At 61.3% G+C, this 24971-nt stretch carries 26 protein-coding genes and 1 pseudogene; 8 read left to right on the forward strand and 19 right to left on the reverse strand.

Annotation, left to right across the window (positions count from 1 at the left end; translation table 11 throughout):
* Window positions 1–39: 39 nt before the first annotated feature.
* From recG to exbB, 5 genes are all read right to left on the reverse strand, one after another.
* Window positions 40–2115 carry an ATP-dependent DNA helicase RecG gene (gene recG, locus C1X29_RS09490; RefSeq protein ID WP_102717308.1) on the reverse strand — a complete coding sequence of 692 codons (2076 nt, stop codon included), beginning with the start codon at window positions 2113–2115 and terminating at the stop codon, window positions 40–42.
* Between the two features lie 9 nt (window positions 2116–2124).
* Window positions 2125–3054, reverse strand: coding sequence for a hydrogen peroxide-inducible genes activator (locus tag C1X29_RS09495; protein WP_007954418.1), 930 nt, complete (start codon window positions 3052–3054; stop codon window positions 2125–2127).
* A gap of 175 nt (window positions 3055–3229) precedes the next feature.
* Window positions 3230–3976 carry an energy transducer TonB gene (locus C1X29_RS09500; RefSeq protein WP_102717309.1) on the reverse strand — a complete coding sequence of 249 codons (747 nt, stop codon included), beginning with the start codon at window positions 3974–3976 and terminating at the stop codon, window positions 3230–3232.
* Window positions 3973–4401 carry a TonB system transport protein ExbD gene (gene exbD, locus C1X29_RS09505; RefSeq protein ID WP_039765185.1) on the reverse strand — a complete coding sequence of 143 codons (429 nt, stop codon included), beginning with the start codon at window positions 4399–4401 and terminating at the stop codon, window positions 3973–3975. The genes C1X29_RS09500 and exbD overlap by 4 nt, the downstream gene beginning before the upstream one ends.
* A gap of 6 nt (window positions 4402–4407) precedes the next feature.
* Window positions 4408–5358, reverse strand: coding sequence for a tonB-system energizer ExbB (gene exbB / locus C1X29_RS09510; protein ID WP_085746806.1), 951 nt, complete (start codon window positions 5356–5358; stop codon window positions 4408–4410).
* Between the two features lie 188 nt (window positions 5359–5546).
* On the opposite strand from exbB, the gene C1X29_RS09515 reads away from it, so the two are divergent.
* The gene (locus tag C1X29_RS09515; RefSeq protein ID WP_102717310.1) at window positions 5547–6404 is read left to right on the forward strand and encodes an SDR family oxidoreductase; all 858 of its coding nucleotides are present in this window, start codon (window positions 5547–5549) and stop codon (window positions 6402–6404) included.
* Window positions 6405–6467: 63 nt separating this feature from the next.
* Here C1X29_RS09515 and C1X29_RS09520 read toward each other — a convergent pair whose 3' ends face one another.
* The 6 genes from C1X29_RS09520 to C1X29_RS09545 all read right to left on the reverse strand — a co-directional run bounded on the left by C1X29_RS09520 (window position 6468) and on the right by C1X29_RS09545 (window position 11778).
* Window positions 6468–7208 (reverse strand): hypothetical protein, encoded by a 741-nt coding sequence (locus tag C1X29_RS09520; protein WP_102685873.1) that lies wholly within the window; start codon window positions 7206–7208, stop codon window positions 6468–6470.
* Window positions 7209–7280: 72 nt separating this feature from the next.
* Window positions 7281–7661, reverse strand: a complete 381-nt coding sequence (locus tag C1X29_RS09525; protein WP_003229509.1) for a RidA family protein — start codon at window positions 7659–7661, stop codon at window positions 7281–7283.
* 24 nt (window positions 7662–7685) lie between these two features.
* Window positions 7686–9791: a bifunctional GTP diphosphokinase/guanosine-3',5'-bis pyrophosphate 3'-pyrophosphohydrolase gene (gene spoT, locus C1X29_RS09530; RefSeq protein WP_007954439.1), complete on the reverse strand. Its 2106-nt coding sequence runs from the start codon at window positions 9789–9791 to the stop codon at window positions 7686–7688.
* A gap of 57 nt (window positions 9792–9848) precedes the next feature.
* Window positions 9849–10112, reverse strand: coding sequence for a DNA-directed RNA polymerase subunit omega (gene rpoZ, locus C1X29_RS09535; protein ID WP_003229503.1), 264 nt, complete (start codon window positions 10110–10112; stop codon window positions 9849–9851).
* Window positions 10113–10280: 168 nt separating this feature from the next.
* A complete protein-coding gene (gene gmk / locus C1X29_RS09540; RefSeq protein WP_003229498.1) occupies window positions 10281–10901 on the reverse strand; it encodes a guanylate kinase in 621 nt (206 codons plus the stop codon).
* 13 nt (window positions 10902–10914) lie between these two features.
* Window positions 10915–11778: a YicC/YloC family endoribonuclease gene (locus C1X29_RS09545; protein ID WP_007954440.1), complete on the reverse strand. Its 864-nt coding sequence runs from the start codon at window positions 11776–11778 to the stop codon at window positions 10915–10917.
* Between the two features lie 267 nt (window positions 11779–12045).
* Between C1X29_RS09545 and rph the strand changes: the two genes are divergently transcribed.
* Both rph and C1X29_RS09555 read left to right on the forward strand, forming a co-directional pair.
* On the forward strand, window positions 12046–12768 hold the full coding sequence (gene rph, locus C1X29_RS09550) for a ribonuclease PH (RefSeq protein WP_003229494.1): 723 nt from the start codon (window positions 12046–12048) through the stop codon (window positions 12766–12768).
* Between the two features lie 29 nt (window positions 12769–12797).
* On the forward strand, window positions 12798–13166 hold the full coding sequence (locus C1X29_RS09555) for a DUF4870 domain-containing protein (RefSeq protein WP_007954441.1): 369 nt from the start codon (window positions 12798–12800) through the stop codon (window positions 13164–13166).
* Between the two features lie 63 nt (window positions 13167–13229).
* Here C1X29_RS09555 and C1X29_RS09560 read toward each other — a convergent pair whose 3' ends face one another.
* Window positions 13230–14009, reverse strand: a complete 780-nt coding sequence (locus C1X29_RS09560; protein ID WP_007920349.1) for an exodeoxyribonuclease III — start codon at window positions 14007–14009, stop codon at window positions 13230–13232.
* Window positions 14010–14091: 82 nt separating this feature from the next.
* Between C1X29_RS09560 and pyrE the strand changes: the two genes are divergently transcribed.
* A complete protein-coding gene (pyrE, locus tag C1X29_RS09565) occupies window positions 14092–14736 on the forward strand; it encodes an orotate phosphoribosyltransferase (protein WP_007954442.1) in 645 nt (214 codons plus the stop codon).
* Between the two features lie 69 nt (window positions 14737–14805).
* On the opposite strand, the gene argB is transcribed toward pyrE, so the two are convergent.
* The 4 genes and pseudogenes from argB to coaBC form a co-directional block, all read right to left on the reverse strand.
* Window positions 14806–15711 (reverse strand): acetylglutamate kinase, encoded by a 906-nt coding sequence (gene argB, locus C1X29_RS09570; protein WP_007954443.1) that lies wholly within the window; start codon window positions 15709–15711, stop codon window positions 14806–14808.
* A 24-nt stretch (window positions 15712–15735) separates the two neighbouring features.
* Window positions 15736–17112 (reverse strand): annotated as a pseudogene (locus C1X29_RS09575) (phosphomannomutase/phosphoglucomutase); the annotation flags it as partial.
* A gap of 262 nt (window positions 17113–17374) precedes the next feature.
* Entirely contained in the window at window positions 17375–17830 is a 456-nt protein-coding gene (gene dut, locus C1X29_RS09580) for a dUTP diphosphatase (RefSeq protein WP_011336556.1), read from the reverse strand.
* A 5-nt stretch (window positions 17831–17835) separates the two neighbouring features.
* Entirely contained in the window at window positions 17836–19044 is a 1209-nt protein-coding gene (gene coaBC, locus C1X29_RS09585) for a bifunctional phosphopantothenoylcysteine decarboxylase/phosphopantothenate--cysteine ligase CoaBC (RefSeq protein WP_085606127.1), read from the reverse strand.
* Window positions 19045–19180: 136 nt separating this feature from the next.
* Here coaBC and radC point away from each other — a divergent pair, with 136 nt between their 5' ends.
* Window positions 19181–19855: a DNA repair protein RadC gene (radC, locus tag C1X29_RS09590; RefSeq protein ID WP_007954447.1), complete on the forward strand. Its 675-nt coding sequence runs from the start codon at window positions 19181–19183 to the stop codon at window positions 19853–19855.
* Between the two features lie 132 nt (window positions 19856–19987).
* On the opposite strand, the gene C1X29_RS09595 is transcribed toward radC, so the two are convergent.
* Complete coding sequence (locus C1X29_RS09595) at window positions 19988–21574, reverse strand: ABC transporter substrate-binding protein (protein WP_102717312.1); 1587 nt, start codon at window positions 21572–21574, stop codon at window positions 19988–19990.
* A gap of 446 nt (window positions 21575–22020) precedes the next feature.
* On the opposite strand from C1X29_RS09595, the gene rpmB reads away from it, so the two are divergent.
* Window positions 22021–22254 carry a 50S ribosomal protein L28 gene (rpmB, locus tag C1X29_RS09600; protein WP_003177273.1) on the forward strand — a complete coding sequence of 78 codons (234 nt, stop codon included), beginning with the start codon at window positions 22021–22023 and terminating at the stop codon, window positions 22252–22254.
* Window positions 22255–22265: 11 nt separating this feature from the next.
* Window positions 22266–22421, forward strand: a complete 156-nt coding sequence (gene rpmG, locus C1X29_RS09605; RefSeq protein ID WP_003177274.1) for a 50S ribosomal protein L33 — start codon at window positions 22266–22268, stop codon at window positions 22419–22421.
* Between the two features lie 152 nt (window positions 22422–22573).
* Here the strand turns inward: rpmG and C1X29_RS09610 are convergent, their stop codons facing one another.
* Both C1X29_RS09610 and C1X29_RS09615 read right to left on the reverse strand, forming a co-directional pair.
* Window positions 22574–22780, reverse strand: a complete 207-nt coding sequence (locus tag C1X29_RS09610; RefSeq protein ID WP_085746801.1) for a hypothetical protein — start codon at window positions 22778–22780, stop codon at window positions 22574–22576.
* An 84-nt stretch (window positions 22781–22864) separates the two neighbouring features.
* Complete coding sequence (locus C1X29_RS09615) at window positions 22865–23224, reverse strand: cupin domain-containing protein (RefSeq protein ID WP_085746800.1); 360 nt, start codon at window positions 23222–23224, stop codon at window positions 22865–22867.
* A gap of 235 nt (window positions 23225–23459) precedes the next feature.
* Here C1X29_RS09615 and C1X29_RS09620 point away from each other — a divergent pair, with 235 nt between their 5' ends.
* Window positions 23460–24953, forward strand: a complete 1494-nt coding sequence (locus C1X29_RS09620; RefSeq protein WP_102685870.1) for an aldehyde dehydrogenase — start codon at window positions 23460–23462, stop codon at window positions 24951–24953.
* The last annotated feature ends 18 nt before the right edge of the window (window positions 24954–24971 follow it).

Here is a 24971-nt window from a genome sequence, read left to right on the forward strand (position 1 = left end):
AGCTTGGTTGGAACGAGCTGTCAGAAACTGCGACGGTGCTCACACTTGGCCGTATTGCTGCCCGTGTCGCAGCCAGCGGTCGAGCAACGGGCTTACGTGCGCAGGCCAGCGTTCGAGCAAGGCCTGGGCGGCATCGCGCACGGCGGGCAGCAGATCGGCGTCGCGCATCAGGTCGGCGACCTTGAATTGCAGCAGACCGGTCTGGCGGGTGCCGAGCATTTCGCCGGGGCCGCGCAGTTCAAGGTCTTTTTCGGCGATGACGAAACCGTCGTTGGTCTCGCGCATGATGCCCAGGCGCTGGCGGCCGATCTGCGACAGCGGCGGATGGTAGAGCAGCACGCAATGGCTGACGGCGCTGCCCCGGCCGACGCGACCGCGCAACTGGTGCAGTTGCGCAAGGCCCAGGCGCTCGGGGTTTTCGATGATCATCAGGCTGGCGTTGGGTACGTCCACGCCGACTTCGATCACGGTGGTGGCGACCAGCAGTTGCAGGTTGCCGGCCTTGAATTCGGCCATGACGGCGGCTTTCTCGGCGGGTTTCATGCGGCCGTGGATCAGCCCGACCTTCAGCTCGCCGAGGGCGGCGGTCAGGTCTTCAAACGTGGTTTCGGCGGCCTGGCAGGTCAGCTCTTCGGACTCTTCGATCAGCGTGCACACCCAATAGGCCTGACGGCCCTCGGCGCAGGCGCTGCGCACCCGCTCGATGACTTCGACGCGGCGGGTGTCGGTGACCAGCACGGTGTTGACCGGGGTTCGGCCGGGCGGCAGTTCGTCGAGGATCGAGGTGTCGAGGTCGGCGTAGGCGCTCATCGCCAGCGTCCGCGGAATCGGCGTGGCGGTCATGATCAATTGATGCGGACACATGCGCCCGCCAACGCCTTTCTGCCGCAGCGCCAGACGTTGCTGCACGCCGAAGCGGTGTTGTTCGTCGATGATCACCAGCGCCAGATTCTTGAACTGCACTTCGTCCTGGAACAGCGCGTGGGTGCCGACCACCATCGGCGTGCCGCTGGCGATCTGTTCCAGCGCGGCGACGCGGTTCTTGCCCTTGAGCTTGCCGGCCAGCCACGCCACGTCGATGCCCAGCGGTTCGAGCCAGCGCTTGAAGGTGATGAAGTGCTGCTCGGCGAGGATCTCGGTCGGCGCCATCAGCGCGACCTGATAGCCCGCTTCCAGCGCTTGCAGCGCAGCGAGGGCGGCGACCACGGTTTTGCCCGCGCCGACGTCGCCCTGAATCAGCCGCAGCATCGGTTCGTGCTGGCTGAGGTCGTAGGCGATTTCGTTGCCGACTCGTTGCTGAGCGCCGGTCGGATTGAAGCCGAGGTTGGCCAGGTATTTTGCCGGCAGCTTGGTGGCTTTCGGCATCGCCGGCGCGCGCAGGGAGCGCATGCTCTCGCGCAGGCGTTGCTGGGACAGTTGATGAGTCAGCAGTTCCTCGAAAGCGAGGCGGTGCTGGGCCCAGTGATGGCCAAGGGCGAGTTCGTCGACGTCGGCATCGGCGGGCGGGTTGTGCAGGTAGCGGATCGCGTCGGCCAGCGGCGCCAGTTGATAGTCGCGGGCCAGTTCGGTCGGTAGCCAGTCGGGCAGGGTGGATGGCTTGAGCAGGGTCAGGGTCTGCATGCACAACTGACGCAGACGCGCCTGGGTCAGGCCTTCGGTCAGCGGGTAGACCGGGGTCAGGGTTTCATCCACCGGCGGCGGTTCGTCGCCATTGATGGCGCGGTATTCCGGGTGGTAGATCTCCAGCCCCGAGGCACCGGGCCGGGCTTCGCCGTAGCAGCGAATCCGCGTGCCGCGCTTTAGGCCTTCTTTCTGCGCGTTGCTGAAGTGATAGAAGCGCAGGCTCAGTCCGCCGGTGCCGTCCTGCAAGCGCACGACGAGGCTGCGGCGTCGGCCCATGACCACGTCGGCGCCGCTGACGGTGCCTTCGACCACGGCGTCCTGCCCCGGCCGCAACGCGCCGATCGGCACCACGCGGGTGCGATCCTGATAACGCAGTGGCAGGTGGAACAGTACGTCCTGGAGGTTTTCCAGACCGACCTTGGCCAGTTTCTCGGCCATGGCTTCACCGACACCCTTGAGTGCGGTGACCGACACCTGCGACAGCTCCGTCATGACGCTGGCTTAACCGGCCGTGACCGGCGCGGCAGGTTTGGCGACCGAGCACAGGCGAATGGAGTCGGCGAGGATCTCGATGGCTTTCGGCCGTGGGAAACTGGCGCGCCAGGCGATGGCCACGGTGCGGAACGGCACTGGTGCCGACAGCGGGCGCACTTCGATCACGCCCGGGGCGTAGTGATGGCTGTCCACCGCCGACAGCGGCAGGATCGAGATGCCCAGACCGGACGCGACCATGTGGCGAATGGTTTCCAGCGAGCTGGATTCGACCGTGGTGTGCTTGGCGCCGTCGTTGCCCTTGGTCAGGGTCGGGCAGGCTTCCAGCACTTGATCGCGGAAGCAATGGCCCTCGCCGAGCAGCAGCAGGCTCTTGTCATTGAGCAGCGCGGCGTCGATGGATTCTTTCTGGGTCCACGGGTGCTGGGCAGGCATCAGGACGTAGAACGGCTCGTCGTAGAGTTGCAGGGTCAGCACGTCGGCTTCGTTGAACGGCAGGGCGATGATGATCGCGTCCAGTTCGCCGTTGCGCAATTTGTCGCGCAGCACGTGGGTGAAGTTTTCTTCGATGTACAACGGCATCTGCGGGGCGACCCGGTGCAGTTGCGGAATCAGGTGCGGGAACAGGTACGGGCCGACGGTGTAGATCGCGCCGACTTTCAGCGGGGCGGTCAGCTGGTTCTTGCCGGCCTGGGCCAGTTCGCGAATGCCCTGGGCCTGCTCCAGCACTTTCTGCGCCTGGGCGACGATGCCTTCGCCGACCGGGGTCAGACGCACGGCGCTTTTGCTGCGCTCGAAAATCAGCACACCGAGTTCGTCTTCAAGCTTTTTCACGCCCACCGACAGGGTCGGCTGGCTGACGTGGCAACGCTCGGCCGCGTGGCCGAAATGCTGCTCTTGGGCGAGGGTAACGATGTAGCGTAATTCTGTGAGGGTCATAGCAAGCGTCCATGAAGATGCGGGCCAAGCATACCGGCTGCAATCGATAGACGCACGTTATCAGACTGAGTGATGAATGCGACACCGGGCAATGCCGGTTTGCCGTGGATGGATAAGCAAAAGGCACCTTTCGGTGCCTTTTTGGCTGGATCAGGCCGAGATCCGCGAGTGCGGATCAGCGGCGGCGTTCCAGCGAGTACACAAACGGCGCAACGATTTCGATCGCGCCATTGGTCAGCATGTCGGCCGGCGGCTTGGGCAGCGGTTGGGCGCGGCGGATCATTTCCAGGGTGGCCCGGTCCAGATCGGCGTTGCCGGAGCGGCCCACCAGTTCGAACGACAGCACGTTGCCTTCGCCATCGACCACGAAACGCAACCGGTTCAAGCCTTCCTTGCCCCGTGCCTGAGCGCTGGCCGGGTACTTCTTGTACTTGGCCAGATGCGCGAGCAGGGTGCCTTGCCAGCTGGCCTTGGCGGCCAATTGTGCAGGGGACGGGCCCGGTGCAGGCAGGGCGGATTTCTCCGTCGGGGCCTGAGTCGGCTGGGTGTCGGCCGGCTTCTCTTCGGACGGTTTCTCCTTCGGCGGATCGGGCAGTTTCTTCTCGATCGGCTTCGGCGGTTTGGGTTTCGGCTTGGGTTTCGGTTTCTGCACCGCGATCTCGGCTTTCGGCGCTTCGGCCAGTTTCGGGATCGGCAGTTCTTCAACCGGAGCCGGTGGCTGCGGTGGCGTGACGACTTTCGGCGGTGCGGGCGGTGGTGGGGCCGGAACCGGTGCCAGCTCGACCATCATTGCCTGCGGCGGCAATTCGATGGGCGGGCGGGCGGTCCAGTTCAGCGCCAGCGCGATGGCCAGCGCGTGAACACCCAGCACCACGGCCAGGCTACCGCTGTAACGCGTCAGCTTATGGCGCGTCGTGATCATTTCTTGACCGCGCTCTCGAGTCCGACCAGACCGACCTTCAGGTAACCGGCGGCGCGCAGGTTATCCATCACGCTCATCAGGTCGCCGTAATCCACGCCTTTGTCGGCCTGGAAGAAGATCGTCGTGTCTTTCTTGCCCTGGGTCTTGGCGTCGAGGACGGCGCCGAGGGTTTCGGCTTTCACTTCGTCATCGCCAATGAACAGGCGCTGGTCAGCCTTCACGCTGAGGAACACCGGTTTCTCCGGCCGCGGCGCCGGTTTGGCGGTCGAGGCAGGCAGGTCAACCTTGATGTCCACGGTGGCCAGCGGCGCGGCCACCATGAAGATGATCAACAGCACCAGCATCACGTCGATGAACGGCGTGACGTTGATTTCGTGGTTCTCGGCCAGATCGTCGTCTGCGCCTTCTTTCAAATGCAGGCCCATGGCCGATTACCCCACTTTCACCATGTGCGGTTGCGAGCTGTTGCGCTCAGGCTGGTGGTCGAGGTCGCGGCTGACCAGCAGCAGCACCTGAGCCGACGCATCGGACACCTGAGCCTTGTAACCGGCGATGGAGCGGGCGAAGACGTTGTAGATGACCACGGCAGGAATCGCGGCAACCAGACCCAGTGCGGTAGCCAGCAGCGCTTCAGCGATACCCGGTGCTACAACGGCAAGGTTGGTGGTCTGGGTTTTGGCGATGCCGATGAAGCTGTTCATGATGCCCCACACGGTACCGAACAGACCGACGAACGGTGCGGTGGAACCGATGGTGGCGAGGACGCCGGTGCCGCTGCTCATGTTGCGGCCACAGGCGGCAACCAGGCGCTCGAGGCGGAAGCTGACGCGTTCCTTGATGCCTTCTTTCTCGCGGGCGTTGGTCGACAGGCGCATTTCTTCCAGCGCGTCGTGTACCAGCAGGTTGGCGAGGGTGCCTTCCTTCGCGGCGGTGGCGCTGGCCTCTTTGAGCGTGGCGGCTTTTTTCAGGGCGGCAATCTCGCCGCGCAGACGACGCTTGGCGCCCATCAGCTCGAAACCCTTGGCGATCCAGATGGTCCAGGTGATGATCGAGGCGATGGCCAGGCCGATCATCACGGCTTTAACGATCACGTCGGCGTTCTGGTACATGCCCCATGGCGACAGGTCGTGGGCCATGCCCAGAGTGTTGTCGGCTTCGAGGACTTCCGGCGCGTCGGCGGCGCTGGCCTCTACGGCCTGCACCGGGTCGGTCGCGGGTGCGGCGGCCGGAGCGCTTTGCTCGGTGGCGGCTGGCGCGGCCGGGGCCTGGGCGTCAGCGAATGCGGCGACTGGCGCCAGCATCAGGCTGAGCAGCAGGGCAGCCACGGCGCTCCAGGCGCGAGGTCGGTTGGTTGGCGAAGCGGAGTTTTGAATGCGTGTCATGCTGGCCGGACCTGAGATAGAAAAACGGTAATGCTCTTCCAGGCCTCGTGAGGCCGAGAACAAAAGTGGCGTGCATTATTGCAAGTAATTCTTGTTAACAGAAGTAATAGAGTTGCTTTTTTTCCTTCATTGCTAGCCGCTCGTCCCTTGTCGAGGCTAGTCTGTCGCTTTCCGATGGGAGATTTTTGATGTCCGCGCCTTCTGTTTTGATCGCCGGTTGCGGTGATGTCGGCAGCCGTCTGGCCACGCAATTGCTGGCTGTCGGCTTCCAGGTCTATGGCCTGCGCCGTGATATTTCACGTTTGCCGGACGGCGTTATCGGTGTGGCCGGTGACTTGTTCAATGAGGATTGCCCCGAGACGTGGCCGGTGGGCGCTATCGATTACCTGGTGTATAGCGCGGCGGCCACCGATCACGATGAGGCCGGTTATCGCGCGGCGTATGTGCAGGGTTTGCAGCATGTGCTGGGTTGGCTGAACGATTACGGTCAGGAGCCGGAGCGGCTGCTGTTCGTTTCCAGCAGCAGTGTTTACGGGCAGCAGAACGGCGAATGGGTCGATGAAAAATCCGAAACCGTCGCCGCCGGTTATTCCGGTCGGGTGATGCTGGAGGCCGAGCAGGTTGCGCTCAACAGCGGCATTCCCGCGAGCATCGTGCGCCTGACCGGCATTTACGGCCCCGGCCGTGAGTGGCTGCTGACTCAGGTACGTCGTGGTTATCGGGTGGCGATCGATCCGCCGCTGTATGGCAATCGCATCCATGCCGATGACGCGGCGGGGTTGATGGCGTTTCTACTGGAAGCGGCTCGCAAGGGCGGGGCGCTGGATGACATCTATATCGGCGTGGACGATGCGCCAGCGCCGCTGGCCGAAGTGGTGGCATGGCTGCGTGAGTATTTGAGTGTCACCGAGTGGTCGGAAGACGAGAGCGTGCGTCGCACCGGCAGCAAGCGTTGCAGCAATGCCCGGGCGAAGGCGCTGGGTTGGGTGCCGAAGTATCCGAGTTATCGCGAGGGGTATGCCGCGATTCTTGAGGGGCGCTGCTGATCTTCAGGCGTAAAAAGGCGGGAGCAAATGTTTGCTCCCGCCTTTTTTTGTCTCAAGCGCCGATCACTGCTTCTCGAGCAACCACTTGCGTTCACCCGGGGTGAACTGCGGTTGTTCGTCCGCCAGCGCGGTGTTCACGGCCTGCAGGATTTCCAGCTCTTTGCCCTTGCGCACAAAGATCCAGTTATTGCCCTGACCGTTCTGCTGCAACCACATGCTGTCGTTGCCGCTGCTCATCGACGCGCAATCGCCGGCGAGGCACAACGCATAGCGGTCGGCACCCGGCAGGCCGGAGACTTGTCCGTCAGCCTGGAATTGCACGGTGGCGCCTTCGCCCTGGCCGCTGGTGATCGTCCAGTTGCCGCCCAGATAAGCGGAATACAGCGCGCGTTCGAAGCTGGCGCCGATCGGTGCGCCTTCCGGCACCGGAATCTGTGCGCGGTCGAAGACCTGTTCCGGTTCGTTTTCATTGGCGGCTTGTTGCAGTTGACCACCATCACGTTTCAGCTCGCTGGCGGAGCTGCCATAGAAATCGACTTTCCAGACACCGGACTGTTCGCCGAGCAGGCGACCTTCGACGTTTTCGAAACCGTTGGTGTAGCGGGCCTGACCGGCCTTGGTGTTGACGTCCCACTCCAGGTTCGGGCCGTAAGCCTGAAGCGCTTCGCGCAGGGGGCCGCCCTTGGCAGCGGCATCGATGGCGACCTGATTGATCCAGGTACCGCTGATGTCACGGTCGGCAGGGTTGCTGGCGCAACCGCCGAGGAAAATGGCGAGCAGCGAGAGAGCAAGCGCTTTGCGCATGGTGGAATCCTTTCAAAACCTTTTCTTTACCGCAGAGCAGTCGGCGCGGCGTCTAGGGCCGCGCCGTGCGCATTACTCGATGACCAGAATGGCATCCATTTCAACCTGCGAACCCTTTGGCAGGGCTGCCACGCCGATGGCGGCGCGCGCCGGGTACGGCTGGTCGAAGTACTTGCCCATGATCTCGTTGACCTTGGCGAAGTGGCTCAGGTCGGTGAGGAAGATGTTCAGCTTGACGATGTCCTTGAACGAGCCGCCGGCGGCTTCGGCCACGGCTTTCAGGTTCTCGAACACCTGGACGGTCTGGGCTTCGAAGCCTTCGACCAGTTCCATGGTTTTTGGATCGAGGGGAATCTGACCCGACATATAAACGGTGTTACCGGCCTTGATCGCCTGAGAGTAAGTACCGATGGCGGCCGGGGCCTTGTCGCTGGTGATAACAGTCTTGGTCATGTATGACTCCTTGTAATGTTTGAGTTATGCACGCATGCGGGTGATGCGGATCACCCCGGTCAGGGCGCGCAGTTTCTTGATCACGCGGGCCAGGTGCACACGGTCGTGGACGCTGACCACCAACTGGACAACGCTGATGCGGCCATCGCGTTCGTCCATGCTGATTTTCTCGATATTGCCGTCGGCTGCGTTGACGCTGCTGGCCAGCAGGGCGATCAGGCCGCGCTGGTGTTCCAGCTCGACGCGCAGTTCGACGTTGAATTCGCCGGTGACATCCTTGGCCCACGAGAGCTGGATGCATTTTTCCGGGTTGTGGCGGATTTCGCTGATGTTGCGGCAGTTGTCCAGGTGCACGACCATGCCTTTGCCCGCCGACAGGTGACCGACAATCGGGTCGCCCGGGATCGGCGTGCAGCATTTGGCATAACTGAGGACCAAACCTTCGGTGCCGCGAATCGCCAGCGGGCCTTCCGGGCTTGGCAGTTGCTCGCCTTCGCCGAGCAGGCGGCGCGCCACGACGTAGGCCATGCGGTTGCCGAGGCCGATGTCTTCCAGCAAGTCTTCGATCAGTTCGAGGCGGTACTCGGTGAGCATCGCCTTCACGCGTTCGGCCGGAATCTGTTCCAGCGCGCTGTCGAAGCCGTTGAGCACCTTGTTCAGCAGGCGTTCGCCGAGGCTGATGGATTCGGAGCGGCGCTGCAGTTTCAGCGCATGGCGGATGTGTGTGCGCGCCTTGCCGGTGACCACGAAGTTGAGCCACGCCGGGTTCGGCCGCGCGCCGGGGGCGCTGACGATCTCGACCGTGGAGCCGCTTTGCAGCGGTTCGGACAGCGGCGCGAGACGACGGTTGATCCGGCAGGCGATGCAGCTGTTGCCGACGTCGGTGTGTACCGCGTAGGCAAAGTCGACCGCCGTGGAGCCTTTGGGCAGCTCCATGATCCGGCCTTTGGGCGTGAACACGTAAACCTCGTCCGGGAACAGGTCGATCTTCACGCTCTCGATGAATTCCAGCGAGTTGCCGGCACGTTGCTGCATTTCCAGCACGCCTTTGACCCACTGACGGGCGCGGGCATGAGTGCCTTTCGGCTGTTCGTCGCCGCTGGATTTGTACAGCCAATGGGCGGCGATGCCGTTGTTGGCCATCTCTTCCATTTCACGGGTGCGGATCTGGATCTCGATCGGTACGCCGTGCATGCCGAACAGCGTGGTGTGCAGCGACTGATAGCCGTTGGCCTTGGGGATCGCGATGTAATCCTTGAAGCGGCCCGGCAACGGTTTGTACAAATTATGTACGGCACCCAGCACGCGGTAGCAGGTATCGACCTTGTCGACGATGATCCGGAACGCGTAGACGTCCATGATCTCGTTGAAGGCCCGACGCTTGCCGCGCATTTTCTTGTAGATGCCGTAGAGGTGTTTCTGGCGACCGCTGACTTCACCCTGGATGCCGTCGATGGCGAGGCAGTGGCCGAGGGATTCTTCGATCTTGTTGACGATTTCCTTGCGGTTACCCCGGGCGCGCTTGACCGCCTGGTAGATGCGCGCGGAACGCATCGGGTGCATCGCCTTGAAGCCGAGGTCTTCGAACTCGATGCGGATCGCGTGCATGCCCAGCCGGTTGGCGATGGGTGCGTAGATCTCGAGGGTTTCCTTGGCGATGCGTCGGCGTTTTTCGCCGGACAGCACTTCCAGCGTACGCATGTTGTGCAGACGGTCGGCGAGCTTGACCAGGATCACGCGAATGTCGCGCGCCATGGCCATGGCCATCTTCTGGAAGTTTTCCGCCTGGGCTTCAGCCTTGGTTTCGAAGTTCATCTGGGTCAGTTTGCTGACCCCGTCGACCAGTTCGGCCACGGTTTCACCGAACTGCGCTTGCAGCGCTTCCTTGGCGATACCGGTGTCTTCGATCACGTCATGCAGCATCGCAGCCATCAGGCTCTGATGGTCCATGTGCATGTCGGCAAGAATATTGGCCACGGCAAGAGGATGCGTGACGTACGCCTCGCCGCTGCGGCGGCGTTGGCCGTCGTGGGCTTGTTCGGCGTAGAAATACGCTCGGCGGACCAGGTTGACCTGGTCATTGCCGAGGTAGGTCGATAAGCGATCGGCGAGGGCGTCTATGCTCGGCATGATGTCTCCTGCCGTAGGCTGTGATCCCGCGCCGTGCTACGTCGACCAGGCATAGGCTTAGACGGCCTCGTTGGACTCGTCCTCGAACGCAGCGAAGACAGGGTCTTCGTGGACGATTTCCTGCTCGGCGATGAACTCGTAGCTCATCAGGCCTTCAGCGATTTCACGCAGCGCAACTACGGTCGGTTTGTCGTTTTCCCACTGAACCAGGGGCTCTTTGCCGCCGGTGGCCAGTTGACGGGCACGCTTGGTAGAGAGCATGACCAGCTCAAAGCGGTTTTCCACGTGTTCTAGGCAGTCTTCAACGGTTACGCGGGCCATGGTATTCCTCGGAGCGAATGCAATATGCGCGCTGCCCGGTTGGGCGAGCGGACTCAACAGTTTAAAAAATCACCAGCGATTAGGGAAGCGCTGATTTTTTGACCAGACTCTTCAACGCGCTGCAAGTGCCAATGTAAAGCCCTTGCAGCGGTTTTGGGAAGTGCTGTTTCAGCCCAGCAATTCAGCCAGCAATTTGCCGAAACGCACCTGTTGGCGTTTCTGTTGCAGCTGATTGGCGCGGAAAATCGCTTTCAGATCGTCCAGCGCGTGGGCGAAATCGTCATTGATGATCAGGTAGTCGTACTCGACGTAGTGGCTCATCTCGCTGACCGCTTCACGCATCCGGCCGTCGATGATCTCGTCGCTGTCCTGGCCACGGTTGGTCAGGCGTTGGTGCAGGGCCTGCAGCGATGGCGGCAGGATGAAGATCGAACGGGCCTGCGGCATCAGCTTTCGCACTTGCTCGGCGCCTTGCCAGTCGATCTCGAGAATCAGGTCGTGACCTTCGTCCAGGGTCTGCTGCAGGCGGCTTTGTGAGGTGCCGTAGAAGTTGCCGAAGACTTCGGCGCGTTCCAGGAAGTCGCCGTGCTCGCCCATCTTCACGAACTCTTCGCGGGTTACGAAGTGATAGTTCACGCCGTCCACTTCGCCCGGGCGCATGGCGCGGGTGGTGTGGGAAATCGAGACGCGGATTTCCGGGTTGGCGTCGGTCAGGGCCTTGACCAGGCTGCTCTTGCCCGCGCCTGAAGGGGCGGAAATGATGTACAGGGTGCCGGTGCTGTGGGTCATGTCGGGGGTAGCCTTACTCAATATTCTGCACTTGTTCGCGCATCTGCTCGATCAACACCTTGAGGTTGACCGCCGCCTGGGTGCTGCGCGGGTCGAAGGCCTTGGAGCCCAGTGTGTTGGCTTCGCGGTTGAGCTCCTGCATCAGGAAGTCCAGGCGCCGGCCGGCGGCACCGCCGGACTTGAGCACCCGGCGAACTTCGATGATGTGGGTGCTCAGGCGATCCAGTTCTTCGGCCACGTCGCTCTTTTGTGCGAGCATGACCATTTCCTGTTCCAGACGCTGCGGGTCCATCTCGGCCTTCATGTCGGCGAAACGGTCGAGGACTTTCTGGCGCTGGGTGGCGAGCATCTGCGGAACCAGTTCGCGCAGAGTCACCACGTCTTCCTCGATGGAGGTCAGGCGGTCGTTGATCAGGCGGGCCAGCTCCGCGCCTTCGCGCTCGCGGCCGGCCTTGAGGTCTTTCAGGCCTTGATTGAACAGAGCCAGCGCCTCGGCGTTCAACGCCTGCGGGTCGGTGGCGTCGGCGACCAATACGCCCGGCCAGGCCAGCACCTCCAGCGGGTTCAGAGCGGCCGGGTTCTTGATCAGGCCAGCAACGGTTTCGGCCGCGGCGACCAGTTGCGCGGCGCGCTCGCGATCCACTTGCAGCGGCTTGCCGGTGCTTTCCTCGGTGAAACGCAGGGTGCATTCCAGTTTGCCGCGCGACAGGCCCTGGCGCAGAGCTTCGCGGACGGCGCCTTCGAGGTCGCGAAACGACTCCGGCAAGCGCAGGTGGGGTTCCAGGTAGCGGCTGTTGACCGAGCGCAGTTCCCAGCTCAGGGTGCCCTGAACGCCGGCTTTTTCGACGCGGGCGAAGGCGGTCATGCTGTGCACCATGGGGTGACCTCGCGATACAGATCGGCGCGAATGGAAGCTCCGCAGCTCGATATCAATGAATTTAAGCCGACTGGCAGCAAAGGCGCAGGATTGTAGCGCAGTGCGGCAGATGCGCCCAAACACACGGTGTGACAAAGGGCTGCAGGCCGTCGGCGAAGCGCGTTTCAGGGCCTTCGGTCGTCGGCCGGATTTTTTAACGAGTGCCCAGGCGCGGTGCGCGGCTCTATAATGCTCCGCAGTTTTCCGTCCCCAGTACAGGTATCTCCTATGAAACGTCCAAGTGGTCGCGCTGCCGATCAGCTCCGCTCGATCCGCATTACCCGCAACTACACCAAACACGCCGAGGGATCCGTACTGGTCGAATTCGGTGATACCAAAGTCATCTGCACCGTCAGCGTCGAAAACGGCGTGCCGCGTTTCCTTAAAGGCCAGGGCCAGGGTTGGCTGACCGCCGAATACGGCATGCTGCCGCGCGCCACTGGCGAGCGTAACCAGCGTGAAGCCAGCCGTGGCAAGCAGGGTGGTCGTACCCTGGAAATCCAGCGCCTGATCGGCCGTTCCCTGCGCGCTGCGCTGGACATGTCCAAGCTGGGCGACGTCACCCTGTACGTCGACTGCGACGTGATCCAGGCCGATGGCGGTACCCGCACCGCGTCGATCACCGGCGCCATGGTTGCGCTGGTCGATGCACTGAAAGTGATCAAGAAGCGCGGCGGCCTGAAAGGCGGCGACCCGCTCAAGCAAATGATCGGCGCCGTCTCTGTGGGCATGTACCAGGGCGAGCCGGTGCTGGATCTGGACTATCTTGAAGATTCCGCTGCCGAGACCGACCTCAACGTGGTGATGACCAGCACCGGTGGTTTCATCGAAGTGCAGGGCACCGCCGAAGGCGCGCCGTTCCAGCCTGAAGAGCTGAACGCGATGCTGGAACTGGCGAAGAAAGGCATGAACGAGATCTTCGAACTGCAAAAGGCTGCACTGGCCGACTGAGCAGGTTCGTAACCCGCAAGGAGGACGCGATGAGTGATGAGCAAGAGTTGCTGCCCAAGCCGAGCCAGGAGGTTCGCCAATGGGCCATGTTTTGTCACTTGTCCGCCTTGCTGGGGATCTGGATTCCGTTCGGCACGCTGATCGGGCCGCTGGTCCTGTGGCAGATGAAGCGCGAGACCGATCCGTTCATCGATGCACAGGGTAAAGAAGCGCTGAATTTTCAGATCACCGTGGCAATCGCTTCGATGATCTGTTTCGTGCTGATGCTGTTGCTTATCGGGTTCGTGCTGTTCGGCCTGCTGGCCATTGCGGCGCTGGTGTTGACGATTATCGGCGGGGTGAAAGCCAACGAAGGCTTCCCGTACCGCTATCCGTTCACCTGGCGGTTGATCAAATAACGAACGATCGCCCACAAAAAAACCGACAGTGATGTCGGTTTTTTTGTGTCTGCGAAAGGCCGCTTAGATGGTCAGCGTCCAGTCGTAGTCGACGATCAGCGGCGCATGCTGCGAGAACCGTGGCTGACGTGGCAGGCGTGCGCTGCGCACGAAGCGCCGCAGCCCTGGAGTCAGGATCTGGTAGTCGAAGCGCCAGCCCAGATTCAGCATCTCGGCCTGTTCGTTGTCCGGCCACCAGCTGTACTGGTCGCCTTCGCGGCTGACTTCGCGCAGGGCGTCTACGTAGCCCATGTTGCCGACAATCTCGTCCATCCAGGCGCGTTCCGGCGCCAGGAAACCCGGGGATTGCTGACTGTCGCGCCAGTTCTTGATGTCGAGCTTCTGCTGCGCGACGTACAGCGAGCCACAATAAATGTACTCGCGACGTTTGCGCCGCTGTTTGTCCAGGTATTTGCCGAAGTCGTCCATGAGCTTGAACTTCTGGTTCAAGTCCTCATCGCCGTTCATCCCCGAAGGAAGCAGCAAGGTGGCAATACTGACTTTGTCGAAATCTGCTTGCAGGTAGCGCCCGTAGCGGTCGGCCGTCTCGAATCCGAGACCGCTGATGACAGCCTTCGGTTGCAACCGCGAATACAAAGCCACGCCGCCTTGGGCAGGGACTTCAGCATCGCAGGCATAAAGGAAGTAGCCATCCAGTTGGAAGGCTGGGTCATCCAGTTCAAAGGCGGAGGCACGGGTGTCCTGCAGGCAGATGACGTCGGCATTCTGTGCCTGCAGCCAACTGAGCAAACCGCGCTCGACTGCAGCCTGAATACCATTGACGTTCACACTGATGATCCGCATAAATGGCCCCAAAAATCGCGTGCGTGTATGATACACGGCGTCAAGCTAATTAGCTAAATCCGTGGTATTTGGGGTTTTTTTCATGCAAGCGTATCAGCGCGATTTTATTCGTTTTGCCATCGATCGCGGCGTTTTGCGCTTCGGTGAGTTCACCCTGAAGTCCGGGCGCACCAGTCCTTACTTCTTCAATGCCGGCCTGTTCAACTCGGGTTCCGCGCTGGCGCAGCTGGGGCGTTTCTACGCCGCAGCCATCGCCGAGAGCGGCATTCCGTTCGACGTGCTGTTCGGCCCGGCCTACAAAGGCATCCCGCTGGCGGCAACCACTGCCGTGGCGCTGGCCGAACACCACAACCGTGATCTGCCATGGTGCTTCAACCGCAAGGAAGCCAAGGCCCACGGCGAAGGCGGCAGCCTGGTCGGCGCACCGCTGACCGGTGAAGTGCTGATCATTGACGACGTGATCACTGCCGGCACCGCGATCCGTGAAGTGATGCAGATCATCGCTTCCCAGGACGGCGCCAAGGCCGCCGGTGTGCTGATCGCCCTGAACCGTCAGGAGCGCGGCAACGGCGAGCTGTCGGCGATTCAGGAAGTCGAGCGTGATTTCGGTATCCCGGTCATCAGCATCGTGTCGCTGAACCAGGTGCTGGAATTCCTGGCTGACGATCCGCAGCTCAAGCAGCACCTGCCAGCCGTTGAAGCATACCGCGCCCAGTTCGGCGTCTGATCGCAGCTTCAGGCAAAAAAAGACCCCGCTCAGCCAGGCTGAGCGGGGTCTTTTTGTTTGCGCGAGCGCTTATGGACGCTTGCGATTGCTGATCAGCGTACCCACACCGGTGTCGGTGAAGATTTCCAGCAGGATCGCGTTCGGCACGCGACCGTCGATGATCAGCGAACTGCCAACGCCGCCCTGTACCGCTTCCAGCGCGCAGCGGATCTTCGGCAGCATGCCGCCGTAGATGGTGCCGTCGGCGATCAGGTCGTCGACCTGCTGGGTGCTCAGGCCGGTCAGTACGGTGCCCGACTTGTCCATCAGGCCGGCGATGTTGGTCAGCAGCATCAGCTTCTCGGCTTTCAGCGCTTCAGCAACCTTGCCGGCCACCAGGTCCGCGTTGATGTTGTACGACTCGCCGTTTTCACCCACACCGATCGGTGCGATCACCGGGATGAAGTTGCCTTTGACCAGCAGGTTCAGCAGTTCGGTGTTGATTCCGACCACTTCGCCCACATGGCCGATGTCGATGATTTCCGGCTGGGTCATCTCCGGGGTCTGGCGGGTGACGGTGAGCTTCTTCGCGCGAATCAGCCCGGCGTCTTTACCGGTCAGGCCGATGGCGCTGCCGCCGTGACGGTTGATCAGGTTGACGATGCTTTTGTTGACCTGGCCGCCGAGGACCATTTCCACCACGTCCATGGTCGCGGCATCGGTGACGCGCATGCCGTCGACGAAATGGCTTTCGATCGACAGGCGTTTGAGCAGATCACCGATCTGCGGGCCACCGCCGTGCACGACCACCGGGTTGATGCCCACGGCCTTCATCAGCACGATGTCGCGGGCGAAGCCGGTTTTCAGCTCCTCGCTTTCCATCGCGTTGCCGCCGTATTTGATCACCAGGGTCTTGCCGACGTATCGGCGGATGTAAGGCAGCGCTTCGGACAGGACCTTGGCAGTGTTGGCGGCGGCATCGCGTTCGAGGGTCATTCAGGGCTCCGGGTGAATCAGCAATCAGAACGGTAGTTGGAGATCAGGTGCAACGCGTTTCAGTTGGGCATGGAACACAGCCTTGATGCGCTGCAGTTCCGCCTCGTCATCGGCCTCGAAGCGCAGCACCAGCACCGGTGTGGTGTTGGACGCGCGCACCAGGCCCCAGCCTTTGGCGTAGTCGACCCGCACGCCGTCAATGGTGGTCAGGTCGGCGCCTGGGCCCCACTGCGCATCGTGCAGTGCATCAATGATGCTGAATTTGCTCTCTTCGGTCACATGGATATTGATTTCCGGCGTGGAAATATCGTTCGGGAAGGTCGCGAACAGCTCCTCGGCCGAAGATTTTTCCTTGCTGAGGATTTCCAGCAGCCGTGCGGCGCTGTAAATGCCGTCGTCGAAACCGAACCAGCGTTCCTTGAAGAAAATGTGCCCGCTCATTTCGCCGGCCAGCAGTGCGCCGGACTGTTTCATTTTCTTTTTGATCAACGAGTGACCGGTCTTCCACATTAGCGGCCGACCGCCATATTCCTTGATCAGCGGGATCAGGCGACGGGTGCATTTGACGTCGAAGATGATCTCCGCGTCCGGGTTGCGCGCCACCACGTCACGGGCGAACAGCATCAGCAGACGGTCCGGAAAGACGATGGTGCCGGTGTTGGTCACCACACCGACGCGGTCGCCGTCACCGTCAAAGGCCAGGCCGATGTCAGCTTGGGTTTCCTTGACCTTGGCGATCAGGTCGACGAGGTTCTCAGGCTTGCCCGGATCCGGGTGATGGTTCGGGAAGTTGCCGTCGACTTCGCAGAACAGCGGGATGACTTCGCAGTTCAGCGCTTCGATCAATTGCGGGGCGATCACGCCGGCCGCGCCGTTGCCGCAATCCACCACGACTTTCAGGCGGCGGGCCAGTTTGATGTCCTGGACGATTTCGGTGGTGTAGCGGTCGAGAATCTCGACCTGGGTCACGCTGCCCGTGCCGCTGCTCAGATTGCCGGTCTTGATGCGTTCATGCAGGACCTGAATCTGTTCGTTGGCGAGGGTGTCGCCGGCGATCACGATCTTGAAGCCGTTGTAGTTCGACGGGTTGTGGCTGCCGGTGAGCATCACGCCGGATTTGCCGGCCAGCACATTGGCGGCGTAGTAGAGCGCCGGGGTCGGCACCAGGCCGACGTCGCTGACGTGGCAGCCGCTTTCGGCGATACCGCGGATCAGTTCGGCAACCAGTTCCGGGCCGGACAGGCGGCCGTCACGACCGACGGACACGTTCGGCTCGCCCTGGGCCAAGCTCTGGGAGCCGATGGCGCGGCCGATCCAGTAGGCGGTTTCGGCATTTAGGAATTCCGGCACGGTGCCGCGAATGTCGTAGGCGCGGAAGATGCTGTCGGGAAGCTTCGGGGCGACTTGGGCGGGGGTGCTCATCTGCAAAAATGCTCCATCTCGAAAGTGGCTGGACACACCGACGATTCATTCGACGGCAAGCTCAAACTGAAGGGTATGACGGCGGTTTTCACAGAGAGTTCGTGGTGTGAAAGGGCCATGACGCCTTGTACGGCGTGGCTTTGGCCTGTCAATGCCTTGATTTTCGGCGCTAAACCTTGCAGATGACAATTTGAAATTCGTGGCGAGGAAAAGGCCCTCGCCACGACGATTTTCTAGTCGATCACTTGGTGCCGGAATGGCCGAAACCACCCGTGCCGCGCTCGGTCTCGACGAACTCTTCAACCATTTCGAAGTGCGCCTGCACCACGGGTACCAGTACCAGTTGAGCCAGGCGCTCGCCGACCGGCATGGTGAATTCGGTCTGGCCACGGTTCCAGCAGGACACCATCAGCGGGCCCTGGTAGTCGGAGTCGATCAGGCCGACGAGGTTGCCCAGCACGATCCCGTGCTTATGGCCCATGCCCGAACGCGGCAGGATCAACGCGGCGAGGTTCGGATCGCCGATATAGACCGACAGACCGGTAGGGATCAGCACGGTTTCACCCGGCTTGATCACGATGTCCTCTTGCAGCATGGCGCGCAGGTCGAGGCCGGCGGAGCCCGGTGTGGCGTATTGCGGCAGCGGGAATTCGGTACCGATGCGTGGGTCGAGGATCTTGGCTTGCAAAGCGTGCATGTAAATTAAACCTGGTTCAGACGTTCGGCGATAAAAGTGACCAGTTGGCGAGCGATCTTGCTCTTGCTGGTCTGGGCGAAAACCGTGGCGTGCAGCGCACGGTCGATGACGCTGCAGGCGTTTTCTTCGCTGTTGAAACCGATGCTCGGGTTGGCGACGTCGTTGGCGACGATCAGATCGAGATTCTTGTCCTTCAGCTTGCGCGCAGCGTAGTCGAGCAGGTGTTCGGTCTCGGCGGCGAAGCCGACACTGAACGGACGGTCGGGACGGGTCGCGATGGTGGCCAGGATGTCCGGATTGCGCACCATTTGCAGGACGAAGCCGTCGCCGCTCGTAGGGTCTTTCTTCAATTTTTGCGGGGCGACGACTTCCGGACGGTAGTCCGCAACCGCCGCCGAGGCGATAAAGATGTCGCAAGGGATCGCGGCTTCACACGCGGCGAGCATGTCGCGGGCGCTGACCACGTCGATCCGGGTGACGCGATCCGGCGTCGGCAAATGCACCGGGCCGCTGATCAGCGTGACGCGGGCGCCGGCTTCCACCGCCGCTTCCGCTAGGGCGAAACCCATTTTGCCGGAGCTGTGGTTGGTGATGTAGCGCACCGGGTCGATGTTTTCCTGGGTCGGGCCGGCGGTGATGACCACGTGCTTGCCGGTCAGCGCCTGACGCTGGAAGCAGTCCGCTGCGAGTTGGGCCAGATCGGTGGCTTCCATCATGCGGCCCATGCCGACGTCGCCGCAGGCCTGGCTGCCGGAGGCCGGGCCGAAGGTCTTCAGGCCACGGCTTTCAAGGAGTTGCAGGTTGGCCTGGGTCGCCGGGTCGCGCCACATGGCCTGGTTCATGGCCGGGGCGACCGCGACGATGGCGTCGGTGGCCAGCACCAGCGTGGTCAGCAGGTCGTTGGCAATGCCTTGGGCCAGACGGGCCAACAAGTCGGCGGTCGCCGGGGCGATCAGCACCAGATCGGCCCATTTGGCCAGTTCGATGTGGCCCATTGCGGCTTCAGCAGCCGGGTCGAGCAAGTCCAGGTGAACCGGGTGGCCGGACAGGGCCTGCATGGTCAGCGGGGTGATGAATTCGCTGCCGCCGCGGGTCATGACCACGCGCACTTCGGCGCCCTGGTCGATCAGGCGGCGCACAAGGTCGGCGCTCTTGTAGGCAGCAATGCCGCCGCCGACGCCCAGAACGATGCGTTTCCGATACAGCCGCTGCATAGGTCTGCCTTTACATTTCGTTGGTGACATACGTGGCGAAACCCCCTCCCCAGAGTGAATTCGCCCGCAAAAAAGATGGGCTACGATATCACAGCGACCGCTACGGAACAGCGGCGCCCACAGACAAGGAAGGTGTATGAGTATTCGCGATTGGCCGGCGGCTGAAAGGCCGCGGGAGAAGCTGTTGGAACAGGGCTCGGGAAGTCTTTCCGATGCCGAATTGCTGGCGATTTTTCTGCGCACGGGTGTATCCGGCAAAAGCGCGGTGGATGTCGCGAGACACCTGTTGGGTCAGTTCGGCAGCTTGCGAGCCTTGCTTGAGGCCGATCTCGCAACGTTCAGTGAGCAATTGGGCCTGGGCCCGGCGAAGTTCGCCCAATTGCAGGCCGTGCTGGAAATGGGCCGGCGACACCTGGCCGAGCGCATGCGCCAGAAAACGGCGCTGGAAAACCCGCAGGTCGTACGTGATTACCTCAAAGCCATGCTGCGCCACGAACCGCACGAGGTGTTCGGTTGCCTGTTTCTCGACTCCAAACATCAGGTGCTGACCTTCGAGACGCTGTTTCGCGGCTCGATCGACAACACCGCCGTGCATCCCCGGGAAGTCGTGAAACGTTCCCTGGCCAACAACGCGGCGGCGGTGATCCTGTGCCACAACCATCCGTCGGGGAACAGCGATCCGAGTCAGGCTGATCGATTATTGACCAAACGCTTGCAGAAGGCTTTGGAGTTGATCGATGTGCGGGTGCTCGATCACTTCATCGTTGGCGATGGCGAGCCGTTGTCGATGGCGGAGTGTGGCTGGATGTAGATCCGAGGGGAGAATGCAAAACCCTGTGGGAGCTGGCTTGCCAGCGATGTCGGCGGCACATTCAGCACAATGTTGGCTGTCAGTCCGCTATCGCTGGCAAGCCAGCTCCAACAGGTTTTGTGTTGTGGCGGGTTATTTGAGGGTGACTTTGGAATAGTCTTGCCGACCGAACGGGGAGACCGAGTAACCCTGAACGTCCTTACGCGTCAGCGCATACGCCGTAGGATGCGCCAGCGGCAGCCACAACGCCTGCTGCTGGATCTGCGCCTGTGCCTGTTCGTAGAGCTTGGTGCGTACGCCTTGCTCGCTGGTGGTCTTGCCGGCGCTGATCAGTTTGTCCAGATCGGCATTGCAATAGCGGGCGAAGTTGGTGCCGGACTTCACCGCCGCGCAGGAAAACTGCGGGGTCAGGAAGTTGTCCGGGTCGCCGTTGTCGCCAGCCCAGCCCATGAACAGCAGGTCATGTTCGCCAGCCTTGGCGCGACGAATCAGCTCGCCCCATTCGATCACGCGGATTTCTGCCTGAATGCCGATTTCCGCCAGATCCGATTGCAGCAGTTGTGCGCCGAGGCTCGGATTCGGGTTCAGCAGGCTGCCGGACGGGCGGCTCCAGATGGTGGTCTGGAAACCGTCCTTCAATCCGGCCTTGGCCAGCAGGGCCTTGGCCTTGTTCACGTCGTGGGCGTAACCCGGCAGGTTCTTCGCGTAGCTCCAGGTGTTCGGCGGATATGGACCGTTGGCGGCTTCGGCGGTGTCTTCGAATACAGCCTTGAGGTAGTTGGCCTTGTCGAACGCGAGGTTGATCGCCTGGCGCACTTCCGGTTTGTCCAGCGGCGGATGCTGGCTGTTGATGCCAACGAATGCGGTCATGAACGCGTCAGTTTTTTCGACTTTCAGCGTCGGCTCCTGCTTCGCGGCCTGTACGTCCAGCGGTTTTGGCGACAGGGCAATCTGGCACTCGTTGCGCCGCAGCTTTTGCAGGCGCACGTTGGCGTCCGGAGTGATGGCGAAAATCAGTGGGTCCACCGCAGGCTTGCCACGGAAGTAGTCCGGGTTGGCCTTGTAGCGGATCGAGGCGTCTTTCTGGAACCGGGTGAACACGAACGGACCGGTGCCGACCGGCTGGCTGTTGAGCTTGTCGGTGGCATCGGCCTTCAGCAGCTTGTCGGCGTATTCAGCAGAATAAATGGAGGCGAAACCCATGCTCAGGGTCGCGAGGAACGTCGAGTCCGGGTGGTCGAGGGTGAAACGAACGGTCAGCGGATCCAGCGCGTCGATCTTCTTGATCAGGCTCGGCAGCTGCATCGACTGGGCGTGTGGGAAGCCGCTCTGGGCGACTTTGTGCCACGGGTTGGCCGGGTCGAGCATGCGGTCGAAGCTGAATTTGACGTCTTCGGCAGTCAGTTCGCGGGTCGGCTTGAAGTAGTCGGTGCTGTGGAACTTCACCTGCGGGTGCAGCTTGAACACGTAGGTAAGGCCGTCAGTGCTGACTTCCCAGCTGTCGGCCAGGCTTGGGACGACTTTACCGCTGGCGGTGTCGAAGTCCACCAGGCGGTTCATCAGCACGTCGGCCGAAGCGTTGGTGGTGGTCAGCGAGTTGTACTGCACCACGTCGAAGCCCTCGGGGCTGGCCTCGGTGCAGACGCTCAGGGCGGCGGCCTGGGCCAGTGGACTCAGTAACAGCGGGGCGAAGAGCAGGGGGAGGGCAGCGAGGCGCATGGTCGGCTTCCTTTACAGATCGAAGGCCCATCTGCAAGTGCAGTCTGGAAAAGGTCTACCCTAGTGGTCGCGATTGCAAATGACTATCCCCTTTTTGCATTTTCGGGGCTGCGCGGCTGAGGATTTGTCGGAAGAGGCGATGGGAAAAGTCCCGATCGCGGGTATGATCGGTTTTCTTCGACGAATGGTAAAAATTGCCGGCAGCCTTTGCCCAAAGCGCTTTCAGCCGGAAAAAGCGGCTTTTTAGCCATTCTTTCCACACGGAAAGTTGTTGCTCCGTGGTCTTTCTGGTATAAAGCAGCGCTCTTTTCTAGGGGCCCGGTTCCTTCGCTTGTAGGTGTAGCCGGTAAGACCTCTAAAGAATCGCGGCGCCTGGCGCCACAATGACTAGAGATTAAGCGGCCAACCCATGCCGGGTTGGGCATGTGGTTTTAGAGGGCTGAGGCATGTCTAGAGTATGTCAAGTTACCGGTAAGGGTCCGGTGACTGGGAACAACATTTCCCACGCAAACAACAAAACCCGTCGTCGTTTCCTGCCGAACCTGCAGCATCACCGCTTCTGGGTTGAAGAAGAGAAACGTTTCGTACGCCTGCGCGTTTCCGCCAAAGGCATGCGTATCATCGACAAGCGTGGCATCAGCGTTGTGCTGGCCGAGCTGCGTCGCGACGGCAAGGTTTAAGGGAGCTAATCATGCGTGAATTGATTCGTTTGATCTCGAGCGCCGGTACTGGTCACTTCTACACTACCGACAAGAACAAGCGTACTACCCCGGACAAAATCGAGATCAAGAAATATGATCCGGTTGTTCGCAAGCACGTGATCTACAAGGAAGGCAAAATCAAGTAATTGATTTTTCCCGACTTACGAAAAAGGCCCGTATCTCACGATACGGGCCTTTTTTGTTGTCCGGCAATTGTGGTGGCCGGTGGGATCGCGACAAAAAAGGCCTGCATCTCGCGATGCAGGCCTTCGAAAGGTAAGCCTTTCAGTGGCGCCAATTATTCGTGGATCTGAAACGACAGGATCTTGCCCTCGTTGCAGATGAAGATGTCTACGGTCCTATACCTGGCCCGGAGGTTATCTGGCCCTTGAATTGGCCCGTTGGCGGTGAAACCGGTCAGTTCGTTGATATAGGCCTTTACGGTCTCTACATACGGGGTGCCGATCAAGTGGTGAATCTTGTTGAAAGCTTCTATTTTGGTCATGCCGCATTTCCTTATACGTGACGGGAATGTCCTTATGGACGACCCGATTTTCAACCCGTCAGCATTCGGTCGTGCGTTACATAGTTATTTTTCTTCGAAGATCACGTAGATCTTGCGGCAAGCCTCCAGCACTTCCCAGGTGCCACGAAAGCCGGCCGGAATCACAAAGCGGTCGCCGACACGCAGGGTCTTGGCATTGCCTTCACTGTCACGCAGCACCGATACGCCCTGCAGGATTTCGCAGTATTCGTGCTCGGTGTAATTCACCGTCCACTGACCTACCGCACCTTCCCACACGCCGACACCCATTTGCCCGCAAGGGCTGTCGTACTGATTGAACACCGCTTGCTCGGGATCACCCTTGAGCACTTTGGCCGGGTCCGGGCGATAGCGTTCGGCTTCGGTTGTGGTCAGGCTGATGTCGACGACGTTCTGGATGTTCATTGTTGTTTTCTCCCGTGATGACGGCGCGATGGCGTGAAAGGGCCAAAGTCTATGTTGATTAAATTGAACGCCGCAAGGCCGTATGGCGAGCTTATGTCAAATATATTGAAACAACCCCGGCCGCTGGTTTAGGGTGGCGGATGCCTTGGGCCGAAAAGCAGGCTGGCCGGGCAGTATTCCTGAGGACGACCGCGACGATCGCGGCGCTCGTATTGAACAAGAGGAGGACACTCGAATGACCACCCTGACTCGTGCCGACTGGGAACAACGCGCCCGCGACCTGAAGATCGAAGGCCGCGCCTACCTTAATGGCGAGTACACCGATGCCGTCTCCGGCGAGACCTTCGAGTGCATCAGTCCGGTCGATGGCCGTCTGCTGGGCAAGATTGCCAGCTGTGACGCCGCCGACGCTCAGCGCGCCGTGGAAAACGCCCGCGCCACGTTCAATTCCGGCGTCTGGTCGCGCCTGGCGCCGACCAAACGCAAAGCCACCATGATCCGTTTCGCCGGCCTGCTCAAGCAGCACGCCGAAGAACTGGCCCTGCTCGAAACCCTCGACATGGGCAAGCCGATCAGCGATTCGCTGTACATCGACGTGCCGGGCGCTGCGCAAGCCCTGAGCTGGAGCGGTGAGGCGATCGACAAGATCTACGACGAAGTCGCCGCTACGCCGCACGATCAACTGGGTCTGGTGACCCGTGAGCCAGTGGGCGTAGTTGGCGCTATCGTGCCGTGGAACTTCCCGCTGATGATGGCCTGCTGGAAACTCGGCCCGGCCCTGTCGACCGGCAACTCGGTGATCCTCAAGCCGTCGGAAAAATCCCCGCTGACCGCCATCCGCATTGCCGAACTGGCCGTTGAAGCCGGCATTCCGAAAGGCGTGCTGAACGTACTGCCAGGTTACGGCCACACTGTCGGCAAGGCGCTCGCTCTGCACAATGATGTCGACACTCTGGTGTTCACCGGTTCGACCAAGATCGCCAAGCAACTGATGATCTATTCCGGCGAATCGAACATGAAGCGCGTCTGGCTGGAAGCCGGCGGCAAGAGCCCGAACATCGTGTTTGCCGATGCTCCGGATCTGCGAGCCGCCGCCGAATCCGCCGCCAGCGCCATCGCCTTCAACCAGGGCGAAGTCTGCACCGCAGGTTCCCGTCTGCTGGTCGAGCGTTCGATCAAGGACAAGTTCCTGCCGATGGTGATCGAGGCGCTGAAAACCTGGAAGCCTGGCAACCCGCTGGATCCGGCCACCAACGTTGGCGCGCTGGTCGATACCCAACAGATGAACACCGTGCTTTCCTACATCGAGTCGGGACACACCGACGGCGCCAAACTGGTGGCCGGCGGCAAGCGCATTCTTCAGGAAACCGGTGGCACCTACGTCGAGCCGACGATTTTCGACGGCGTGAGCAACGCGATGAAGATTGCCCAGGAAGAGATCTTCGGCCCGGTGCTGTCGGTCATTGCGTTCGATACCGCTGAGGAAGCGATCAACATCGCCAACGACACGCCTTACGGCCTGGCGGCAGCGGTCTGGACTCAGGACATTTCCAAGGCGCACCTCACCGCCAAGGCCCTGCGTGCCGGCAGTGTGTGGGTCAACCAGTACGACGGCGGCGACATGACCGCACCGTTCGGCGGCTTCAAGCAGTCGGGCAACGGTCGCGACAAGTCGCTGCACGCCTTCGACAAATACACCGAGCTGAAGGCGACCTGGATCAAGCTGTAAATCGCTGAGGGAGCCTGC

The organism is Pseudomonas sp. GW456-12-10-14-LB2, from assembly GCF_002884345.1.
Classification (GTDB): Bacteria; Pseudomonadota; Gammaproteobacteria; order Pseudomonadales; family Pseudomonadaceae; genus Aquipseudomonas; species Aquipseudomonas paraglycinae.